The 18450-nt window shown below is 68.8% G+C and carries 15 protein-coding genes and 1 tRNA gene; 7 read left to right on the top strand and 9 right to left on the bottom strand.

Annotation, left to right across the window (positions count from 1 at the left end; all coding sequences use genetic code 11):
• Positions 1-120: 120 nt before the first annotated feature.
• From ileS to ppa, 6 genes are all read right to left on the bottom strand, one after another.
• On the bottom strand, positions 121-3048 hold the full coding sequence (gene ileS, locus VGN45_RS14185) for an isoleucine--tRNA ligase (protein WP_327463590.1): 2928 nt from the start codon (positions 3046-3048) through the stop codon (positions 121-123).
• Positions 3049-3223: 175 nt separating this feature from the next.
• Positions 3224-4171 (bottom strand): bifunctional riboflavin kinase/FAD synthetase, encoded by a 948-nt coding sequence (locus tag VGN45_RS14180; RefSeq protein WP_327463588.1) that lies wholly within the window; start codon positions 4169-4171, stop codon positions 3224-3226.
• A 2-nt stretch (positions 4172-4173) separates the two neighbouring features.
• Positions 4174-4635 carry a MaoC family dehydratase gene (locus VGN45_RS14175; protein ID WP_327463586.1) on the bottom strand — a complete coding sequence of 154 codons (462 nt, stop codon included), beginning with the start codon at positions 4633-4635 and terminating at the stop codon, positions 4174-4176.
• A 91-nt stretch (positions 4636-4726) separates the two neighbouring features.
• Positions 4727-7189: a PhoX family protein gene (locus VGN45_RS14170; protein WP_327463584.1), complete on the bottom strand. Its 2463-nt coding sequence runs from the start codon at positions 7187-7189 to the stop codon at positions 4727-4729.
• A gap of 152 nt (positions 7190-7341) precedes the next feature.
• Entirely contained in the window at positions 7342-8211 is an 870-nt protein-coding gene (locus VGN45_RS14165) for a TIGR01459 family HAD-type hydrolase (protein ID WP_327463582.1), read from the bottom strand.
• A 4-nt stretch (positions 8212-8215) separates the two neighbouring features.
• A complete protein-coding gene (ppa, locus tag VGN45_RS14160) occupies positions 8216-8785 on the bottom strand; it encodes an inorganic diphosphatase (protein WP_327463580.1) in 570 nt (189 codons plus the stop codon).
• Positions 8786-8974: 189 nt separating this feature from the next.
• On the opposite strand from ppa, the gene VGN45_RS14155 reads away from it, so the two are divergent.
• Positions 8975-9673 carry a DUF599 domain-containing protein gene (locus tag VGN45_RS14155; RefSeq protein WP_327463578.1) on the top strand — a complete coding sequence of 233 codons (699 nt, stop codon included), beginning with the start codon at positions 8975-8977 and terminating at the stop codon, positions 9671-9673.
• Between the two features lie 228 nt (positions 9674-9901).
• On the opposite strand, the gene VGN45_RS14150 is transcribed toward VGN45_RS14155, so the two are convergent.
• A complete protein-coding gene (locus VGN45_RS14150; protein ID WP_327463577.1) occupies positions 9902-10723 on the bottom strand; it encodes an N-formylglutamate amidohydrolase in 822 nt (273 codons plus the stop codon).
• A 96-nt stretch (positions 10724-10819) separates the two neighbouring features.
• Here VGN45_RS14150 and cpdR point away from each other — a divergent pair, with 96 nt between their 5' ends.
• The 3 genes from cpdR to VGN45_RS14135 all read left to right on the top strand — a co-directional run bounded on the left by cpdR (position 10820) and on the right by VGN45_RS14135 (position 12036).
• Positions 10820-11176, top strand: a complete 357-nt coding sequence (gene cpdR / locus VGN45_RS14145) for a cell cycle two-component system response regulator CpdR (protein ID WP_327463576.1) — start codon at positions 10820-10822, stop codon at positions 11174-11176.
• Positions 11177-11299: 123 nt separating this feature from the next.
• Positions 11300-11374 (top strand) — tRNA-Val (locus tag VGN45_RS14140).
• 110 nt (positions 11375-11484) lie between these two features.
• The gene (locus VGN45_RS14135) at positions 11485-12036 is read left to right on the top strand and encodes a hypothetical protein (RefSeq protein WP_327463575.1); all 552 of its coding nucleotides are present in this window, start codon (positions 11485-11487) and stop codon (positions 12034-12036) included.
• Positions 12037-12095: 59 nt separating this feature from the next.
• On the opposite strand, the gene VGN45_RS14130 is transcribed toward VGN45_RS14135, so the two are convergent.
• Together VGN45_RS14130 and VGN45_RS14125 are read right to left on the bottom strand one after the other, a co-directional pair.
• Positions 12096-12506 (bottom strand): hypothetical protein, encoded by a 411-nt coding sequence (locus VGN45_RS14130; RefSeq protein WP_327463574.1) that lies wholly within the window; start codon positions 12504-12506, stop codon positions 12096-12098.
• Between the two features lie 111 nt (positions 12507-12617).
• Entirely contained in the window at positions 12618-13190 is a 573-nt protein-coding gene (locus tag VGN45_RS14125) for a DNA-3-methyladenine glycosylase (RefSeq protein WP_327463573.1), read from the bottom strand.
• A 120-nt stretch (positions 13191-13310) separates the two neighbouring features.
• On the opposite strand from VGN45_RS14125, the gene VGN45_RS14120 reads away from it, so the two are divergent.
• The 3 genes from VGN45_RS14120 to scpA are packed head-to-tail and all read left to right on the top strand — an operon-like array spanning position 13311 to position 18447.
• Positions 13311-14861, top strand: coding sequence for a right-handed parallel beta-helix repeat-containing protein (locus tag VGN45_RS14120; protein WP_327463571.1), 1551 nt, complete (start codon positions 13311-13313; stop codon positions 14859-14861).
• A 47-nt stretch (positions 14862-14908) separates the two neighbouring features.
• On the top strand, positions 14909-16300 hold the full coding sequence (locus VGN45_RS14115) for a methylmalonyl-CoA mutase family protein (RefSeq protein WP_327463569.1): 1392 nt from the start codon (positions 14909-14911) through the stop codon (positions 16298-16300).
• Entirely contained in the window at positions 16297-18447 is a 2151-nt protein-coding gene (gene scpA / locus VGN45_RS14110) for a methylmalonyl-CoA mutase (RefSeq protein ID WP_327463567.1), read from the top strand. Before VGN45_RS14115 ends, scpA begins: the two co-directional genes overlap by 4 nt.
• Positions 18448-18450 lie beyond the last annotated feature (3 nt).

Raw genomic sequence — 18450 nt, 5'->3', positions numbered from 1 at the left:
GGAGTCGGCGCGTCACGGAGCGCGGACCTCTAGGTCCGCGACTTGCGGCCGCCTGCGCGGTCGCGGACCTGGAGGTCCGCGCTCCTCTGTGGCGGCGGGCCTGTCTCGTGGCCGAACGCACTAGGCGGCCTTCCGCGCGTCCAGCCACCGCACGGCGTCGGCGTCGCGCGCGCTGAGCTCGGGGTAATCGGAATCCGAGCCGACGTCCGGCACGCGCCGCCAGGAGCGGGCGCATTTGGGGTGGTCAGCCGTCGACACCCGCACTCCAACGAAGTCGGTGTTCGGCAAATCAACGTTCACTCCCGGCTTCAGCGTCGCCAAACTTGTCCGGAAGACTTCCGCAGCGTCGAGGCCTTCAAAAGCCGCCAAGCTTGTGGAGTCGAGATCGACTTCCACGGCTGCGTCCAAGGCTCCGCCGATGACCTTATCCCGTCGTTTAAGCTCCAGCTCGTCATTGACTGCTGAGATGACGCGCTCGACTTTGGTCCACCGTTCCGCCTCCGCCGCGTTCTCCCACGCCGCAGGCGTCTCCGGGATCACCCGGGCGCAGTTCGAGCCGCCCTCCGGCGCGAACGTGCCCCAGGCCTCTTCCATCGTGAACGGCGTCAGCGGGGCCAGCCAGGCGGTGAGGCGCAGGAAGACCTCGTGCATCACCGTGCGGCAGGCGCGGCGGCGGATCGCGTCGGGGCGGTCGCAATACAGGCTGTCCTTGCGGACGTCGAAATAAAGCGCCGACAGGTCGCCGGAACAGAACTCCAGCACCGGCCGCACCACGTCCTGGAAGCGGTACTCGGCATAGGCCGTCCGCACCTGCCCATCCAGCTCCCACAGGCGGTGCAGGATGAACTTCTCCAGCGGCGGGAACTGCTCGTAGTCGGTGATCCGCTCAGCCTCGTCGAAGCCGTTCAGCGCGCCCAGCAGATAGCGGACGGTGTTCCTCAGCTTGCGATAGGCGTCGACCGTGGTCTGCAGGATCTGCTTCCCGATCCGCTGGTCCTCGGCATAGTCCACCAGCGCCACCCACAGGCGCAGGATGTCGGCGCCGGACTCCTTGATGACGGTCGCGGGGTCGGTGGTGTTGCCCTTCGACTTGGACATCTTCTCCCCGTTCTCGTCCTGGGTGAAGCCGTGGGTCAGGACGGCGCGATACGGCGCGCGGCCGCGGGTGCCGCAGCCTTCCAGCAGGTTGGACTGGAACCAGCCGCGATGCTGGTCCGACCCCTCCAGATACAGATCGGCCGGCCAGTGACTGTCGGCCCGTCCCTCCAGCGTGAAGGCGTGGGTGCAGCCGCTGTCGAACCAGACGTCCAGGATGTCGGTGATCTTCTCGTAGTTGGCCGGGTCGTGGACGCCCAGGAAGTCGGCGTCGGGCCGCTCGAACCAGGCGTCGGCCCCGCCTTCGCGCACGGCGGCCAGGATGCGGGCGTCCACCTCCGGATCATGCAGCGGCTGGCCCGTGTGCTTGTCGACGTACATGGCCAGGGGCGTGCCCCAGGCGCGCTGGCGGCTGATCAGCCAGTCGGGCCGGCCCTCGACCATCGACCGGATGCGGTTCTTGCCCGCCGACGGGTGGAAGGCGGTGTCGTCGATGGCGCTCAGCGCCAGTTCGCGCAGGGTCTCACCCGCCTTTAGGGGCTTGTCCATGCGGATGAACCACTGCGGCGTGTTGCGGAAGATCACCGGCGCCTTGGAGCGCCAGCTGTGCGGATAGCTGTGCTCCAGCCGCCCGCGCGCCAGCAGGTTCCCCGCCTGGATCAGGGCCTCGGTCACCGCCTTGTTGGCCGGGCCGAACTTGCCGATCTTGTCCTTCTTGCCCTCGGTTTCGATGACCTTCAGGCCCGCGAACAGCGGCACGGAGGGATAGTAGGCGCCGTCCGGATCGACGGTGTCGGGCACCTCGTGATGACCGTGCGCCTTCCACACCTCATAGTCGTCGGCGCCGTGGCCGGGCGCGGTGTGCACGAAGCCCGTGCCCGCGTCGTCCGTCACGTGGTCGCCGGCCAGCAGCGGCACGGAGAAGCCGTAGCCGGAGTGCAGCTCCGCCAGCGGATGGGCGCATTCCAGACCCGAAGGGTTCAGGTCGCCCACGCGGGTCCAGCTCGCGATCTTCGCCGCCTTGAACACCTCTTGCGCCAGCTTGTCGGCCAGGATCAGCCGGTCGCCCGCCTTGGCCCAGGGCTCGAACTCCAGCCCCGTCTCCATGGCCGCGACCTCATAGAGGCCATAGCTGATCTCCGGGCCATAGCTGATCGCCCGGTTGGCCGGGATGGTCCACGGCGTGGTGGTCCAGATCACCACCGACGGCGTCGCGTGGCGGAAGGCCAGCAGGTCGTCGTCGTGGTCGTCGCTCATGCCCGTGACCGGGAACTTGACCCAGACGGTCGGGCTGACGTGGTCGTGGTACTCGATCTCGGCGTCGGCCAGGGCGGTGCGCTCGACCGGCGACCACATCACCGGCTTGGAGCCGCGATACAGCTGGCCCGAATTCTTGAACTTGTGGAACTCCGCGACGATCGCCGCCTCGGTGGAGAAGTCCATGGTGGCGTAACGGTTCGCCCAGTCGCCCAGCACGCCCAGCCGCTTGAACTGCGCCACCTGCACGTCGATCCAGCCCGTCGCATACTCGCGGCAGGCGGCGCGGAAGGCGGCCTTGGACACCTCGTCCTTGCGCTTGCCCTCGGACCGGAACCGCTCCTCGATCTTCCACTCGATCGGCAGGCCGTGGCAGTCCCAGCCGGGGACATAGTCGACGTCCTTGCCCAGCAGGAACTGCGACCTGACCACGAAGTCCTTCAGCGTCTTGTTCAGAGCATGGCCGATGTGGATGTCGCCGTTGGCATAGGGCGGGCCGTCGTGCAGCACGAACAGTGGCGCGCCCTGCGACTGACGAAGCTTGCGCAGGTCGCCGTAGAGGTCTCCCCATTTCGCCAGGATCTCCGGCTCCTTCTGGGGCAGGCCGCCGCGCATGGGAAACGGCGTCTCCGGCAGGAAGACGGTCTCGCGCCAGTCGCGCGTGGAGGGGGCAGCAGTGTCGCCGGCGTCGGCCATGAGTCTCTCGTCGTTCGATCGTTCGCGTGGTTCGTTTCCGCTACCGCTCGCCTCGCGGAGGCTCGCTGCTTGAGCGGAGGTCCCGGCGTGCGCGGGGAAAGCCCCTGCGGCGCTACGCCGGGCGGCTAATCGAAATCACACGGATCACGCGGACGGTCATGGTGCAGTCGGTCTATCAGCCGCGCGGGGCGTTCGCCAGTGCAGACCGCGCCGCGGCGGCGTCCGCCTCGATCTGCGCCTTGAGCGCGTCGAGCCCCTCGAAGCTCATCTCCGGCCGCAGGAAGGCGACCAGTTCCGTCTCGATCGTCTGGCCGTACAAGTCGCCGTCGACGTCGAACAGCCAGACTTCCAGCAGCGGCTCCTCCAGTCGCCACATGGGGCGCAGGCCGAGGTTGGCGACCCCGTCGACGACGCGGCCGTCCGCCAGCCGGGTCCGTGTCGCATAGACGCCGAAGGCCGTCCGCATGTAGTCGCCCAGCGGCACGTTGGCGGTCGGCACGCCGATCGTGCGGCCCCGCTTGTCGCCGTGGATCACCTCGCCCTGGATCGCGAACGGCCGGCCCAGGATGGCGGCGGCGCGCGCCATGTCGCCGGCGTTCAGCGCCTCGCGCACGGCCGAGGACGACAGTTTCAGCCCGCCGGCGTCGTCGATCCGGTCGACGGTCGAGACGGTGAAGCCCAGCCGTTCCCCCAACTCTCTCAGTGCCTCGGGCGATCCAGTGCGCCCCTTGCCGAAGGTGAAGTCGAAGCCCACGGCGGCGTGGCGAATGCCGAGACCGTCCGCCAGAACCTCTTCGGCGAACCGCTCATGGCTCATCGCCGCCATCTCGCCGTCGAATGGTAGGAGATGCAGGGTCTCGACGCCCAGATCGCCCAGCGCGCGCGCCATCTGGTCGGCGGTCATCAGGCGGAAGGGGGCCGCGTCAGGCTGGAACCAGCGGCGGGGATGGGGATCGAAGCTGACGACGGCCAGCGGCGCGCCGATCGCCTCCGCCGCCTTGCGCGCCCGGCCGATCACCGCCTGATGTCCGCGGTGGACGCCGTCGAAGGCGCCCAGCGCCACGGCCGCACCCCTAAGCTCAGCCGGCAGGTCCCGCCAGGCCCGGACGATGCGGGCGGCCATGCTCAGTCCTTCGCCGGCCGCCGGCGTCGCGGCACGCGCACTGTGGCCTCGCCGTCCAGCACGACGTCGTCGCCCACCAGCCCCTCGCACTTCAGGGTGACCCGCGCGCTCTCCGGATCAATCGCCGCCACCGTGACGCGCGCCGTCACGACGTCGCCGATGCGGACGGGTTTGTGGAAGCTGGTGTTCTGGCTCAAGAAGATCGATCCGGCGCCCGGCAGGATCATCCCCACCACCGCCGACCCGAACGAGGCCGACAGCAGGCCGTGGGCGATCCGCCCCCGATAGGCGGTCTTGGACGCGAACGCCTCGTCGACGTGCAGCGGATTGAAGTCGTCGGAGGCTTCCGCGAACTGCAGGATGCGCGCCGCGTCGACGGGCACGGCCTTTTCGGCGGTCATGCCGACGTGGAGTTCATCGAGAATGTAGCCGCCCGACGGGTGAGCTTGAACGCTGTGGGTCATGAGGCGGGCTTAGACCGAGCTGCGCCGCTTGCAAACCGTCGTCGGCTCGGGGCAGAGGGCGGCCCACGATCCGGGCCGCCCTCTCTCGACGTCAGAGGCCGACGACGCCGCCGTCGTTCTTGGTGATCACGATGGTCGCCGAGCGCGGACGGGCCGTGCTGGCCGTCCCCGACTGATTCGACGGCCAGTTCGAACTGGGCGTGGCCGTGGGGCCGCCTTCGCCCGGGTGCTGGATGTTGACGAAGACGGTGCGGCCGTCCGGCGTTGAGTCGATGCCGGTGATCTCGGAGTTGCGCGGACCGGTCAGGAAGCGGCGCAGGGTCATTCCCGGGGCGCGGCCGACGATGGTGGCCTGGGTGCGGGTGGCGCCGCCGGCGTCCGTGTTGGTGATGGTTCGGGCGCCGCCGTCCCCGACCCGGCCCGGCATGGCCAGCAGCATCTGGTTGTGCGTCTGGTCGGTGAAGGCGCCGTCGTCGGTCTGGATCCACAGCAGCGGATTGATCTGGCCGCCGACGTTGGTCGGGCGCGAGAACCACAGGCCGTCCGGGCTGGAGAAGTCGTTGGTGGCGTCCAGAGAGGACAGGTTGATGTTTGTGGCGTCGAGGTCCGACCCCGCTCCGAACAGATAGATGTCCCAGGTGAAGCTGGTCGAGGTCGGGTTGTCCCCGGTCTCGCGCAGGCGGATGATGTGGCCGTTCGGATTGCCGCGCTGGGCCGTGGCGCCGCGCGGGTCGTTGTAGTGGCGCGGATTGGCCGCATCCGTGCCGGCCAGCGGCCGCGAGCTGGCGTTGCCGTTGGTCAGGGTCAGATAGACCTCGCCGTTGGCCGGGTTGACGCCCGCCCATTCCGGCCGGTCCATCTTCGTGCCGCCCGACACGTCGGCGGCCAGGCGCGTGTTGATCAGGACGTCGGCCTGGTCCTCGAAGGCATAGGTCGGATTGGTCGCGGTGATGGCCCCCGTCCCGAAGGTCAGCGGGATCCAGGCGCCCGAGCCCGAGGCGTCGAAGCGCGCGACGTACAGCGTGCCGGCGTCCAGATACTTGTCGCCGACGGCCAGGCGGTCCGACCGGTTGGCGTCGGCCGCGACCCAGGGCGTGGCCGAGACGAACTTGTAGAAATACTCGCCGCGAGAGTCGTCGCCCATGTAGTAGACCGGCGGCCGGCCGGCGACGAAGTTCGCCGGCCAGGCGCCTTCGTGAGCCATGCGGCCCATCGCCGTGCGCTTGCGCGGCGTCGAAGTGCGGTCATAGGGGTCGATCTCGACGATCCAGCCGTACTGGTTCGGCTCGTAGCGGAAGTCCCCGGTGCCGTCGGCGGGGCCGGCGACGACCGAGGCGTTCCACTTGGCATAGGTCGTGTTGGCGGGGTCGGCGACCGCCAGGGTGCCCCAGTTCAGGCCGGCCACTGGGCCGCCCGCCACGCCGTAACGGCCGTAGGCGACGCCTTCCTTGGCCGGACGCAGGGCGTTGTCGCCGGCGTTGCGGTTGAAGTAACCGGCCCAGTTCTCTTCGCAGGTCAGATAGGTGCCCCACGGCGCATAGCCGTTGGCGCAGTTGTTGACCGTGCCGCGACCCGCTGTGCCGGTCGGCGAGAAGCGGGTGCGCATCCGCGCCGCGCCTCGCGCCGGCCCGTTGAAGGCCATGGGCGTGTTGGGCGTGATGCGGCGGTTGAAAGTCGAGTTCTGGTCATAGGCCCAGGCCCCGGTGGCGGCGTTGCGGGCCACCTCGACTATGCCCACGCCATGGCAATCGATCTCTTTGTCGACCTCCGACTGCACGGTACGGACCCCGCCGACGAAGGTCAGGGTTCCGTTCACGTGCAGGTACTGCTCGGTGATGTTCTCGTGGTTCACGCACAGCAGGCCGCGGGTGTTGGACGAGTCGTCCCGCGCCGAGCCGGTGGCGGCCAGGCCGAAGAAGTACATGCCGTCGTGGTGATCGCCCGCGCGCTGGGCATAGTTGGTGTCGGTGCCGTTGTTCGCCGAAGGGGCCACGCCCGGCGCGATGGGGTCACCCAACGCGTAAAGCACGCTGACGGTATAGCCGTCGGGCACGGTCACGCGGTCGTTCAGGTTCTTGGCCACGGCCGTGAAGCCGAGCGTCGCCGGGTTCAGCGTCACGGTGGTGCGTGAGGTCTGTGTGCGTCGCCCGGCGGTCAGCGCCTGGAACTCGAACACCAGCTGCGTCGCCGCGGCCACGGCGGGCGCAAGGAAGGTCACCACCGGACCGGAGGCCGGGCTCAAGGTCACCGGCGGGCCCGAGATCTGGACCCACTGTGCGCTGACGATGCCCTCGCCGCTGCCCGACAGGGTCACGACCTTGCCTGAGCTGCTCGCGCCGTCGGCGCCGGCGGAAATGGTAGCGGCGGCCGCGTCGTCGTCGTCGTCGAAACAGCCCGCCAGGCTGAAGGCGCCTGCCAAGGCGAACATGCCGCCCAGGACCGTGCGGCGCGAGCCCCCGCGCGCCTCGACCAGGCTTTCCAGCGTCGGGTTGTCCGACGTGTTCATGACGATGTCGCCGTCGCTGTGCTTGCCGGTCAGGATGTAGTCGCTCACGTCGCATCTCCCCGCTGTGCGTATGGAGAAGCGATAGCCGGGTCGACCCGTCGGGAACGACGTCGCAACGGCGACGGTTCGGACATAGTTATCGGAACGTTCCGAGTCGGAGCCGCGTCAGTTGATCCGGTCGCAGATCAGCCCGACGGCGGTCACCACGCGAGGTCGAGCGCCGCGTACTTTGCCGTCAGTCCCTCGGCGTCCAGCAGGGCGCGCGCCCGCGCCGGATCCAGCATGCCATCGTCGCCTGCCGCCGCGTCGTGGATGCCGGCGGCCACGAACAGGCAGTCCAGACCCTGATCGTTCGCGCCCTTCACGTCGGTGACGACGCCGTCCCCGACGCACAGCACGCGCGCCCGATCGACCGGGCGGCCCAGCAGCCGCTCCGCCTCGATCATCGACAGGTCGTAGATCGGCGCGAACGGCTTGCCCGCCAGCGTCACCGGCCCGCCCAGCTCGGCGTACAGGTCCGCCAGCGCTCCGCCGCAATAGATGAGGTCGTCGCCCTTGCGCACCACCTTGTCCGGATTGGCGCAGATCATCTCGATCCCCCGCGCGGCGGCCGGCAGGAAACGCTCGCGATAGTCCTCGGGCGTCTCGATGGCGTCGTCATAGGGGCCGGTCACCGAGATGAAGGCCGCGTCCTCAGCCCCGTGCGCCGTCTCCAGGCCCAGCCCTTCGTACAGCGGCCAGTCGCGGTCGGGGCCGATGACCCAGGCCGGCCCCGGCGCGCGCTCGGCCAGAACCATGCGGGTGGCGTCGCCGGAGGTGACGAAGGCGTCCCAGCTCTCGCGCGGCACGCCCAGCCGGTCCAACTGGGCGATCACGTCCGACGAGGGTCGCGGCGAGTTCGACACCAGCACCACCCGGCCGCCGTCCTCGCGGAACCGCGTCAGCGCCGCCAGCGGCCCCGGCCAGCTTTCGCGGCCGTTGTGGATCACGCCCCAGACGTCGCAGAACAGGACGTCGTAATCGCCCGCGACCGCTTCCAGATGGGGCAGGGGCGCGGGCGGCACGGTCATCGGCTCAGGCCGCGTTGGCCGCGCCGGACTTGCCGGCGGCCTTGAGCTTGTCCTGATGGGCGCGGATGCCCTGGGCGATCAGTTCCGCGGCCTCGCCGGCGTCGCCCCAGCGCTTGACCGCGGTCTCCTTGTTCTTCTCCAGATCCTTGTAGCGGGTGAAGAAGTGCTGGATCTGCTCGATCATGATCGCCGGCAACTGACGATAGCTGGCGATGTCGGTGTAGTAGGGATGCAGGGCGTCCACCGGCACGGCCAGGATCTTCTCGTCCATGCCCTTCTCGTCTTCCATGATCAGCACGCCGATCGGGCGCGAGCGGATCACGCAGCCGGGCACCACCGGCGTCGGGTTCAGCACCAGAACGTCGCACGGGTCGCCGTCGGCCGACAGGGTATGCGGCACGAAGCCGTAGTTGGCCGGATAGTACATGGCCGTGTGCAGGAAGCGGTCGACGAACAGGGCGCCCGACGCCTTGTCCATCTCGTATTTGACCGGCAGGCCCCCTTGCGGGATCTCGATGATGACGTTCAGGTCCCAGGGCGGATTGGGGCCGACGGGAATGGCGTCGATGTTCATGAGTCTATTGTGCGGCTGCGAAGGGGAGGCGGGCGTGATAGGCCCGCGTCGTGGCGGAGGCAAGGCGGGGAGGGACTGGGGATTGGGGACTGGGGATTAGTGAAGCGAGTCCGGTCCCCTTAATGTGCCCCAAGACGCGGAGGCCCAGATGAACCCAGCCCCCAATCCCCAGTCCCCAATTCCCTGCAGATGACCCTCCTCGACGCCCTCGCCCTTTCGCTCTTCGCCCTGTGCTGGCTCGGCTACGGACCGCTGCTGGAGGTGCTGGCGCGGCGCACCGGCACGCTGAACGACGACATGATGGTCATCCGACGCGTCTGGATGACGGCCATGAGCCACCGCGAGGCGCCGCGTCTGGTCGACAGCCAGCTGATGGGCCACACCATCAATTCCGGAGGCTTCTTCGCCTCCACCAACCTGCTGCTGATCGCGGCCGTGGCCGGCATCCTGTTCGGCGGGCAGCAGGCGCTGGACGGGTTCGCGGCCGTCGGCGCGGAGGGCGTGCCGCGCCGCCTGCTGGAGATCAAGCTGGGGCTGATCCTGCTGTGCCTGGTGCGGGGTCTGCTCGACTTCATCTGGTCGATCCGTCAGATGAACTATGCCCTGGCGCTGATCGGGGCCTCGCCGGAAGCGCACACCGAGGCGGACCGCATGGCCTTGGGGCGGGCGGCGGCGGATCTTCTGAACCCCGCCCTGTCGGCCTTCAGCCAGGGTGTGCGGGCCTACTACTTCGCCTTGGCGGCCGCGGCGTGGCTGTTCGGGCCGCTGTGGCTGGCGGGAGGAGCGCTGCTGGCGTTCGGGCTTCTGTTGTGGCGGCAGGCGGGCTCACCGGCGGCGCGTGCGATCCGACAGGCTCGGCGGCTTTTGGACCCTGACGCGGGCCGCTGATTTCGCATGCGCAGCAAGAACGCACGAAGATCGCAGATGAAATCGGTTACAGGTGCCGATCGCGCAAGCTTTTGCCGTAACTTAGCGTGAACGGCGGTCGCAGCTTGCGCCTTGACGGATTGTGCATTGCACCCTAACTTGAGGGTGACGCCTTCGGGCGTCATGCCCTTCCTGGGCGTTTCCTCCCTATAGACTTTCAAGGCCGCGCCTCCGGGCGCGGCCCTTTTTTCATCCCGCCAGCAGGGCGGCGATCACCCGCTCCACGCCTGCCTTGCAGCGGTCCCAGCCCAGGCCTGGCCGCAGGGTGGCGGCGTCGAGATACAGCCCGCGATCAAGCTCTATCTGAACCGCTTCGAACTTTTCGGCGGGGCGGCCCCAGCGGATCGTCGACCAGCCGCCGGCATAAGGGACGTTCAGCGCCACCCGCCAGCCTTCCGCCTCGAAAAGGGTCTGAAGCCGTCGGGTCAGCGCCGGCGAGCAGGTCTCGCCGTGGCGATCGCCGATCACGACTTGGGGCGCGTCGCGGCCGCGCGCGGCGGGCATCGAGTGCCAGTCGATCAGAAAACCCCGGCCGTGCGCCGCACGGGCAGTGTCCATGAGGGTCGCCAGCTTCGCGTGATAGGGCGCATGGTGAGCCGCGATCCGGGCCTCGACCTCGACCTGCGACAGCCGCCGGGCATAGAGCGGACGGCCGTCACCCGTCAGGCGTGGCACGATGCCGTAGCCCGCCGCTGCCCGAGGTGAGACGGGCCCTTCGTCCATGCCCTCGACAAGCAAGGGGTCCAGTTCCGCCGGATCGCGATTCAGATCCAGGTAGGCGCGGCTGACCGTGCCGCGCAGCAGCGCCGCCCCTCGCGCCTCCGCGCCCTCGATCAGGCGATCGACCAGAGCGTCCTCCGCACTCCTCAGGCTGCGTCGAGACAGGCCGGCCGCCGGGCGCATGTCGGACGGGAGGTCGGCGCCGGAATGAGGAGAGGCGAACACCCACGGCGTGGCCGGCGTCCGGCCGACGCCGGCGGCGTCTTCCGCCCGTCCTTCCGTCTCGCTCATGCTCTTGGAACCAAGCCTTTCGAATCCGCTGGTTTTCATGGCCGGTTTACGCCTGTGGGGCTAGGGTGGGGACCAAGATCGGGGACCAAGAACGACATGGCGCGCATCCTTCTGGCCGAAGACGATTCCTCCCTGCGCGGCTTCCTGACCCGCGCGTTGGAGCGGGCGGGCCATTCCGTGGTCGATTGCGAGAACGGCGACGACGCCATCGACGCCCTGGAGCATGGCCCCTACGACCTCTTGCTGACGGACATCGTCATGCCCGGCGCCGACGGCATCGAGGTGGCGCGCGTCGCCGCTCAGCGCCAGCCGGGCCTGCGCATCATGTTCATCACGGGCTTCGCCGCCGTCGCCCTTTCCGCCGCCCAGGCAACGCCGCAGGCCAAGGTGCTGTCCAAGCCCGTCCATCTGCGGGACCTGGTGGGCGAGGTCGAGAAGATGATCGCGGCATAGTTTCGGCGCCGCCGCTCGCCGCACGGCGGCTCGCTGCTTGAGGGCAGGCGGGGCTTGCGGCCTTCGACCGGCCGGGTTATGGACCCCGCCTTCCCGTCCGGACCCGTTCCGGACCGTCACGGCGGACGCGTAGCTCAGCGGGAGAGCACTACGTTGACATCGTAGGGGTCACAGGTTCAATCCCTGTCGCGTCCACCATTCTTTCGGCAGCTTGAGCGTCATCCATGCGCGGCTGACTGCAGGCCGTTCCTGCTTGTCAGGCGGAGCTTCAGAGAGCAGGGTTGCCGCTTCCGGACGGAGCCGACCCGATGCTCGCCCTGGCACTGACCTTGATGCTCGCCTTGCCGGTGCAGGATGCGGACCCAGGAACGCGCACCGAGCCGCAGGATCCGCCGACAGGCGCCGCTCAGCCTGCTCAACCGCCCGGTTCCGGGTCCACGGCGAGTGGGACGACGGAAGGTTCCGCGGTCGCCACCCTTCAAGGCTGCGCCATGGAGGACGGCCGCTGGGTCTGTCGCTATCAGATGCCGGAGATCCGGGTGGTGGAGGAGGCGCCGACGCGGCTGAGCGTCGTTCCAGCCGCCGGAGGGTCGGGAAGCCCGTCCGACGTCGGGGTGCTCACCGACGCGGATCGCGCCCTGGTCGCCCGCTGTGCCGACGCGGGCTGGCTGTCGCTCTGTTTGCCGGGAGATCGGCGCCGGGCGCGTGAACTTCGTGAGGCCTCGACCGCATACGAGACGGTCAGGCGTGAGGTCACGGCCTCTCTCGCCCAGGGAAGATGCGATTTGGCGGTCACCAGCGCGCTCGAGGCCGGGCATCTGAACCTGGCGCGCGAGGCCCGCACCTTCTGCGGCGAATAGATTTCCGTCCACGAAAAAGGCGCCGGTTTCCCGGCGCCTGTTCCGCGATCAGATCCGGATCATTCCGGCGCGACGCAGACCGGACCTCCCGGGCCGCCGACGCGCACGTCACGACAGTCGCCGAAGCGCACTTCCGGCGGATCGATGATGACTTCCGAAGGCCGCACGATCACCTCGGGACGGTCGATCACGATCTGGGCCGGACGCACGCGAACCGGCGGCGCATCGACGTAGACCGGCGGGCCGGCGATGTGGATCACCGGACCTGCGACCTCGACCGGACGACCGACCACTCGGATGCCCGGCGGCGTGATGCGGATCGGCGGACCGCCGGGAGCCGTGGGGCGGTAGAAGTCCACCACACGCACACAGGTGCAGTCCGGGTCATAAACCGTGACGGGATCAGGGGCGGTCGCCGCCATGCCCGCCGTCAGCGAAAACGTAAGCGCCGTCGAAATCAACTCGATCATGGGCATCCCCTCCAGCCGAACCCCGGTATCCGAGGCATGGTTAACGAGCACAGGGTTACGCCGATCGTCAATCGTTCGTTCCAGCTTTCGCCTGAGGGGCGAGCGGTTTATTCAGCATGTTGCGAAGGGGCGACTGAGCCAAGCGGAGCCGGCCTCTCCCCAGCGACGCGGCAGGTCGACCGCGCGGCTGATGCCGATGCGAGCCCCCCTCACGACGGGAACGGGCGCCGCCGGCGCCGTCAGGGTGAAGGGCGTCCGCAACATGGACAGATGATTCAGACGATCGTCGACGCCCAGCGCCTGGCAAAGGCGCGCGGGACCCGAGCAGAGGGCGCTCGAAGCCTCCATCCCTCGGCGTGCCCGCATCACGTCAAGGCCGCTGACCGGCTCCAGGGCCCGGATCAGCACCGCCCCGCCCGGCGCGTCGCCACACACAAGATTCAGGCACCAGTGAAGCCCATAGATGCGGTAGACGTAGGCATGGCCGACGGGGCCGAACATGGCCGCATTGCGCGACGTGGGGCCCCGAAAACTGTGAGACGCGGGGTCGCCGGCGTCGTAGGCTTCGGTCTCGACGATGCGCCCGCCGGCCCCGTCGACCGTCAGCAGCGCCCCGATCAGCGATCGGGCGACCACATCGACGGGGCGGCCGAACAAGGCGTCATCGGGAGCATGGCCAGTCATGTCCGGCTGCTGCCGTTCGGACGGACGTCGGTCAAGCGCCGTTCACATGGAAAAGGCATGGTGCGTCGATCTTGGGAAGCCCATGTAGCTGTGATGACGACGCGACGGACACTGTTGACCATGGCGCCCCTGCTGACGTTCGGCATGGCCGGACGGGTCAAGGCGAACCCGACCGTGCTGCGGCCGGAGGCGTTCGGCGCCGGTCGCGGCGACGTGGCCCGGGACACCGCCGGGTGGGCCGCCCTCGCCGCCGCGGCTCGGGGGGTGCCGGAAGTGATGGTCGAGGCTCAGGGACAGTACCGCATCAGCGGATCTTCCGTCGTCTTCAAAGACGTCCGTGTGATCCAAGCGCGCCTGGCGGGCGCCAGATTTCAGCAGACGGCGAGACTTTCGCGGACCCTGTCGTTCGAACGGTGTGGCTCGGTCGAGGTCAACGACGGCAGTTTTCAGGGCCTGGGCGGCGGCGCCGGCGAATTCGCAGGGGCGAGCTCGTCCTGGAACGGGGTCGCCGCCGTATTGTTCGACGACTGCGACGTCGTACGCGTCCGCCGCACTCAGGAGTTTCAGCACGCCGGTGGTGGCTTCGTGGTTCGGGGCGGGCGGGTTCGCGATTTCGAGGGCGTGGTGTCGCAGGGGATCGGCTCGCCCTGGATCGATCCGATCCGGCAGTCGAACCAGGGCAACGGATCGGATTTCTCGATCATGTGCCTGCCCGGGAACGCCGCCGCGGGCTGGATCCACGAGCATCGCTTCGTGAACAATCGCTGCCGGGACCACGCGTTCGGCATCCAGGTGGTCCAGTCACGGACCTGCCTGCTTCAGGGCAATGAGATCGGACCCTGTCCCGGGCAGCACGGGGTCTACGGCATCGAGAACGATGATCTGGTCGCGACGGGAAATGTCTTCATCGGCACGCGGCAACTGGCGTTCAAGGAACAGCTGGAGAACTATGCGGGACAATACATCGGCGCGCTTTGGAGGACGGGGGTCGGCTATGCCGTCGGCGATCTGGTCCGGCATCAAGATCGTCTGCTGGAATGCGTCCGCTCCCACCGGTCGGGTCGGAATCCGGTGAGCGCGAACTGGCGCGTCTCACCACTGAACACGCGCAAGGGCGGCCTGTTCGAGAACAACCGGATCGAGGATTGCGGACACGGCTTCGGCCATATGTCCACCGTCATGGTCGATGGGCGAGAGATCGTCACCGAGGGCTGGCGAGTTCAGGACAACGCCTTCGACGGCGTCCGTGCGGAATCGATCTACATGCAACGCGCCTTGAGAGCCGAGGTTTTGCGCAATCGAATCGACACTCGGGGGCGATCCACCACGGCGGCGGTGTTCCTGACCGACTTCGGCGGCGTCGTGCGTGGGAACCGGATCATGGGCGCCGGCCATGCGGGCATCCTGTGCAGCGTGGCCACTTCGGCGACGATTGAGGACAACGTCATCGTGGATCCCGGAGGACGGGGCGTCGGCGTCGATCAACAAACTGGCGTCACGCTGTTCGCGCCGGACGCGCGCACGACTCTGCCCAGCGTGCGGCGCGGCGGACCACGACGGGCGATCGTGCAGGGCAATTCGGTCAGCTGGTCGCGGGCCAGGCCGCCACGGGCCGCTGCGACCCTTTCCACCGATCGAGGACTAGGCGTCGAGGGAGCCGATCGCCCCTGATGGCGGACGGGCTGGACCGGGGACGCAGGGCGAGGCATCACCCCCGCATGTCCATGTTGAACGACAGGCCGACTCCGGATCAGTGGCGGTCCCTTGCGCTTCGTGCCCTGAAGGATCGGCCGCTGGAAAGCCTGATCCATCTGGACGCCGACGGCCTCGCGGTGCGGCCGCTCTATGCCGCCGCGACCGGGGTGACGCCGGTGTTCGCGCCACGGCCCTCCCACGCCGACGGCCGCGCCTGGGACCTGCGCGCACAGGTCGAGGCGGACGATCCGGCGGAAGCTAACCGGCAGGTGCTGGCGGAGCTGCAAGGTGGCGCCGCCTCGGTGATCCTGTCGGGCGCCGTGCTGACCGACAGCGCGCCGCTGGGCCGGGCGCTGGACGGCGTGACGCTGGAGCTGGCGCCCGTCGGGTTGGACGCCGGGCTGGCTGGGCCGGACGCGGCCAATGCCCTGGCGGTGGCGGCCAAGGGCGCGCCGCGCGCGAAGCTGATGTTCCACATGGATCCGGCGTCGGCCTTCGCCGCTACGGGAGCCGCGTCGCGGTCTATGGAGGAACACCTGACCTTGGCGGCCAACACGGCCGCGCGGCATGCGGGCGCCTATCCGGAGGCGCGGTTCTTCATGGCGTCGGGACGGGTCGTGCATGAAGCCGGCGGGTCGATCGTTCAGGAGCTGGCGTTCGCGACGGCGAACGCCTTGGCCTTGGTGCAGGCGGCCGTCGGCGCCGGCATGTCGGCGGAGCAGGCGCTGCGGGGCACGGTCCTCAGCGTCGTGGTGGACCAGGAGTATTTCGACGGCCTGGCCAAGGTGAGGGCGCTGCGGCTGATGTGGCGCTCGATCTGTTCGGCCTATGGCGTCGAGGCTGACGCCGTGATCGAAGCCCGGTCGTCGCGGCGCATTCTGGCGGCGCGCGATTCCTGGCCGAACCTGCTGCGGCTGACGGCGGCCGGTTTCGCCGGGGCCGTCGGCGGGGCGGACGCGATGGTGCTCGACGCCTTCACGCGGGCCGCAGGCCTGCCTGACGACTTCGCCCGGCGGCAGGCCCGCAACACCCAGCTGGTGCTCATGGAAGAGGCGAACCTGGGTCGGGTCGACGATCCGGCGGCCGGCAGCTGGTATCTGGACCAGCGCACGCGGGAGCTGGCCGAGGCGGCATGGACCGAGTTCCAGTGGATCCAGTCCGAAGGCGGGGTCGTGGAGTGCCTGCGCGGCCATCTGATCCAGCCGCGTGTGGCGCGGGCGCGTCAGGCGATGGAGGAGGCCTTCGCTGCCGGCGACTTACACTTGATCGGGGTGACGAAATTCGTCGATCCGGAACCTAGACCCGTCGGCGCCACGCAGCGCCAGCCTGCGCCCGCCGAGGGTGGCGGCGACGCCTGCGTGCCGTTGACGCCTGTCCGGCTTGCGGCCTCGATCGAGGAAGGAGCCACCCGATGAGCGCGCCGGACTTCTCCAAGATCATGCTGGATCTGTCGCCCGTCGGCGCCGGCCTCGCGCGCGAAGCCTGGACCACGCCCGAGGGGATCAAGGTCGCGACGACCTATGAAGCGTCGACGCTGGACGGGCTGGATTTCATCCACGGCCTGCCCGGCATGGCGCCCTATCATCGCGGGCCGTATCCGACGATGTATGCCCAGAACCCATGGACGGTGCGTCAGTACGCGGGCTTCTCCACCGCCGAGGAATCCAACGCCTTCTACCGCCGCAATCTGGCCGCCGGTCAGAAGGGGCTGTCGATCGCCTTCGATCTGGCCACGCACCGCGGATACGACAGCGACCATCCGCGCGTGAAGGGCGACGTCGGCATGGCCGGGGTGGCCATCGACAGCATCTACGACATGCGGACCCTGTTCGACGGCATCCCGCTGGACCAGATGTCGGTGTCGATGACGATGAACGGCGCCGTGCTGCCGATCTTGGCGCTGTATGTCGTGGCGGCGGAAGAGCAGGGCGTCTCGCCCGCCCAGCTGACCGGGACCATCCAGAACGACATCCTCAAGGAGTTCATGGTCAGGAACACCTACATCTATCCGCCCCAGCCCAGCATGCGGATCATTTCGGACATCTTCGCCTGGACCGCGGAGCATGCGCCCAAGTTCAACTCCATCTCGATCAGCGGCTATCACATGCAGGAGGCCGGGGCCTCGGCCGACCTTGAACTGGCCTACACCCTGGCCGACGGGATCGAGTATCTGAAGGCGGGCGTGGACGCCGGCATGGATGTGGACCGGTTCGCGCCGCGCCTGTCGTTCTTCTGGGCCGTCGGCATGAACTATTTCATGGAGGTGGCCAAGCTGCGCGCCGGCCGCCTGCTGTGGGCCGAGGCGGTCGCGAAATTCGGCGCCAAGGATCCCAAGTCGCTGGCGCTCCGCGCCCATTGCCAGACCTCGGGGTGGTCGCTGGCGGCGCAGGACGTGTTCAACAACGTGCCCCGGACCATGGTCGAGGCCATGGCCGCCACGGCGGGTGGGACCCAAAGCCTGCACACCAATTCGCTGGACGAGGCCCTGGCCCTGCCGACCGACTTCTCCGCTCGGATCGCGCGGAACACACAGCTGCTGCTGCAGATGGAGACGGGCATGACCCGGGTCATCGATCCCTGGGGCGGCAGCTATTACGTCGAACGCCTGACCCACGATCTGGCGGAAAAGGCCCGCGCCCACATGGCCGAGGTCGAGGCCCTGGGCGGCATGGCCAAGGCCATCGAGGCCGGTGTGCCCAAGCTGCGCATCGAGGAATCCGCCGCCCGCACCCAGGCCCGGATCGACACGGGCCAGCAGACGGTGGTGGGGGTGAACCGCTATCTGTCCGACCAGATCGACGACATCCCGGTGCTGAAGGTCGACAACGCCGCCGTCCTGACCGCCCAGCTAGACAAGCTGAAGCGGCTTCGCACCCAGCGCGACGAGGCGGTCACCCAGGCCGCCCTGGACACCCTGACGGTGGGTGCCCAAGGGGACGCCAACCTGCTGGCCCTGGCCATAGACGCGGCGCGCGCCAAGGCCACCGTGGGCGAAATCTCCGACGCGCTGGAGGCCGCCTTCGGACGTCACGTCGCGACGGTCCAGACCGTCTCGGGCGTCTATGCCCGAGAAGCCGGGGCCGATCCGAAGATCAGCCGCGCCCGCGACATGGTCGCCGCCTTCGTCGAGAACGACGGCGGCCCGCCGCGCATCCTGATCGCCAAACTGGGCCAGGACGGCCATGACCGAGGCCAGAAGGTCGTCGCCACCGCCTATGGCGACTTGGGCTTCGACGCCACCGCCGGGTCGCTGTTCCAGACCCCGGCCGAGGCGGCCCTCGAGGCCGTGGAGAAAGGCGTTCACGCCGTGGGCGCGTCATCCCTGGCGGCGGGTCATCTCACCCTCGCGCCGGAACTGCTGGCCGAACTGAAAAAATTGGGCCGCGAAGACATCATGGTCGTGGTGGGCGGCGTGATCCCGCCGGCCGACGTGCAGCCGCTGTTGGATGCAGGGGTGGCCGCCGTCTATCCGCCCGGTTCGGTCATCGCCGACACTGCGGTGGACCTGATCGAGAAGCTGAACCGTCGTTTGGGCTACGCCCAAAGCGGACCAGACTGCTGACGG

This window comes from Brevundimonas sp. (assembly GCF_035999125.1).
Classification (GTDB): domain Bacteria; phylum Pseudomonadota; class Alphaproteobacteria; order Caulobacterales; family Caulobacteraceae; genus Brevundimonas.
The sequence above is the reverse complement of the archived record's forward strand: the minus strand, read 5'-3'. Positions and strand labels throughout refer to the sequence as shown.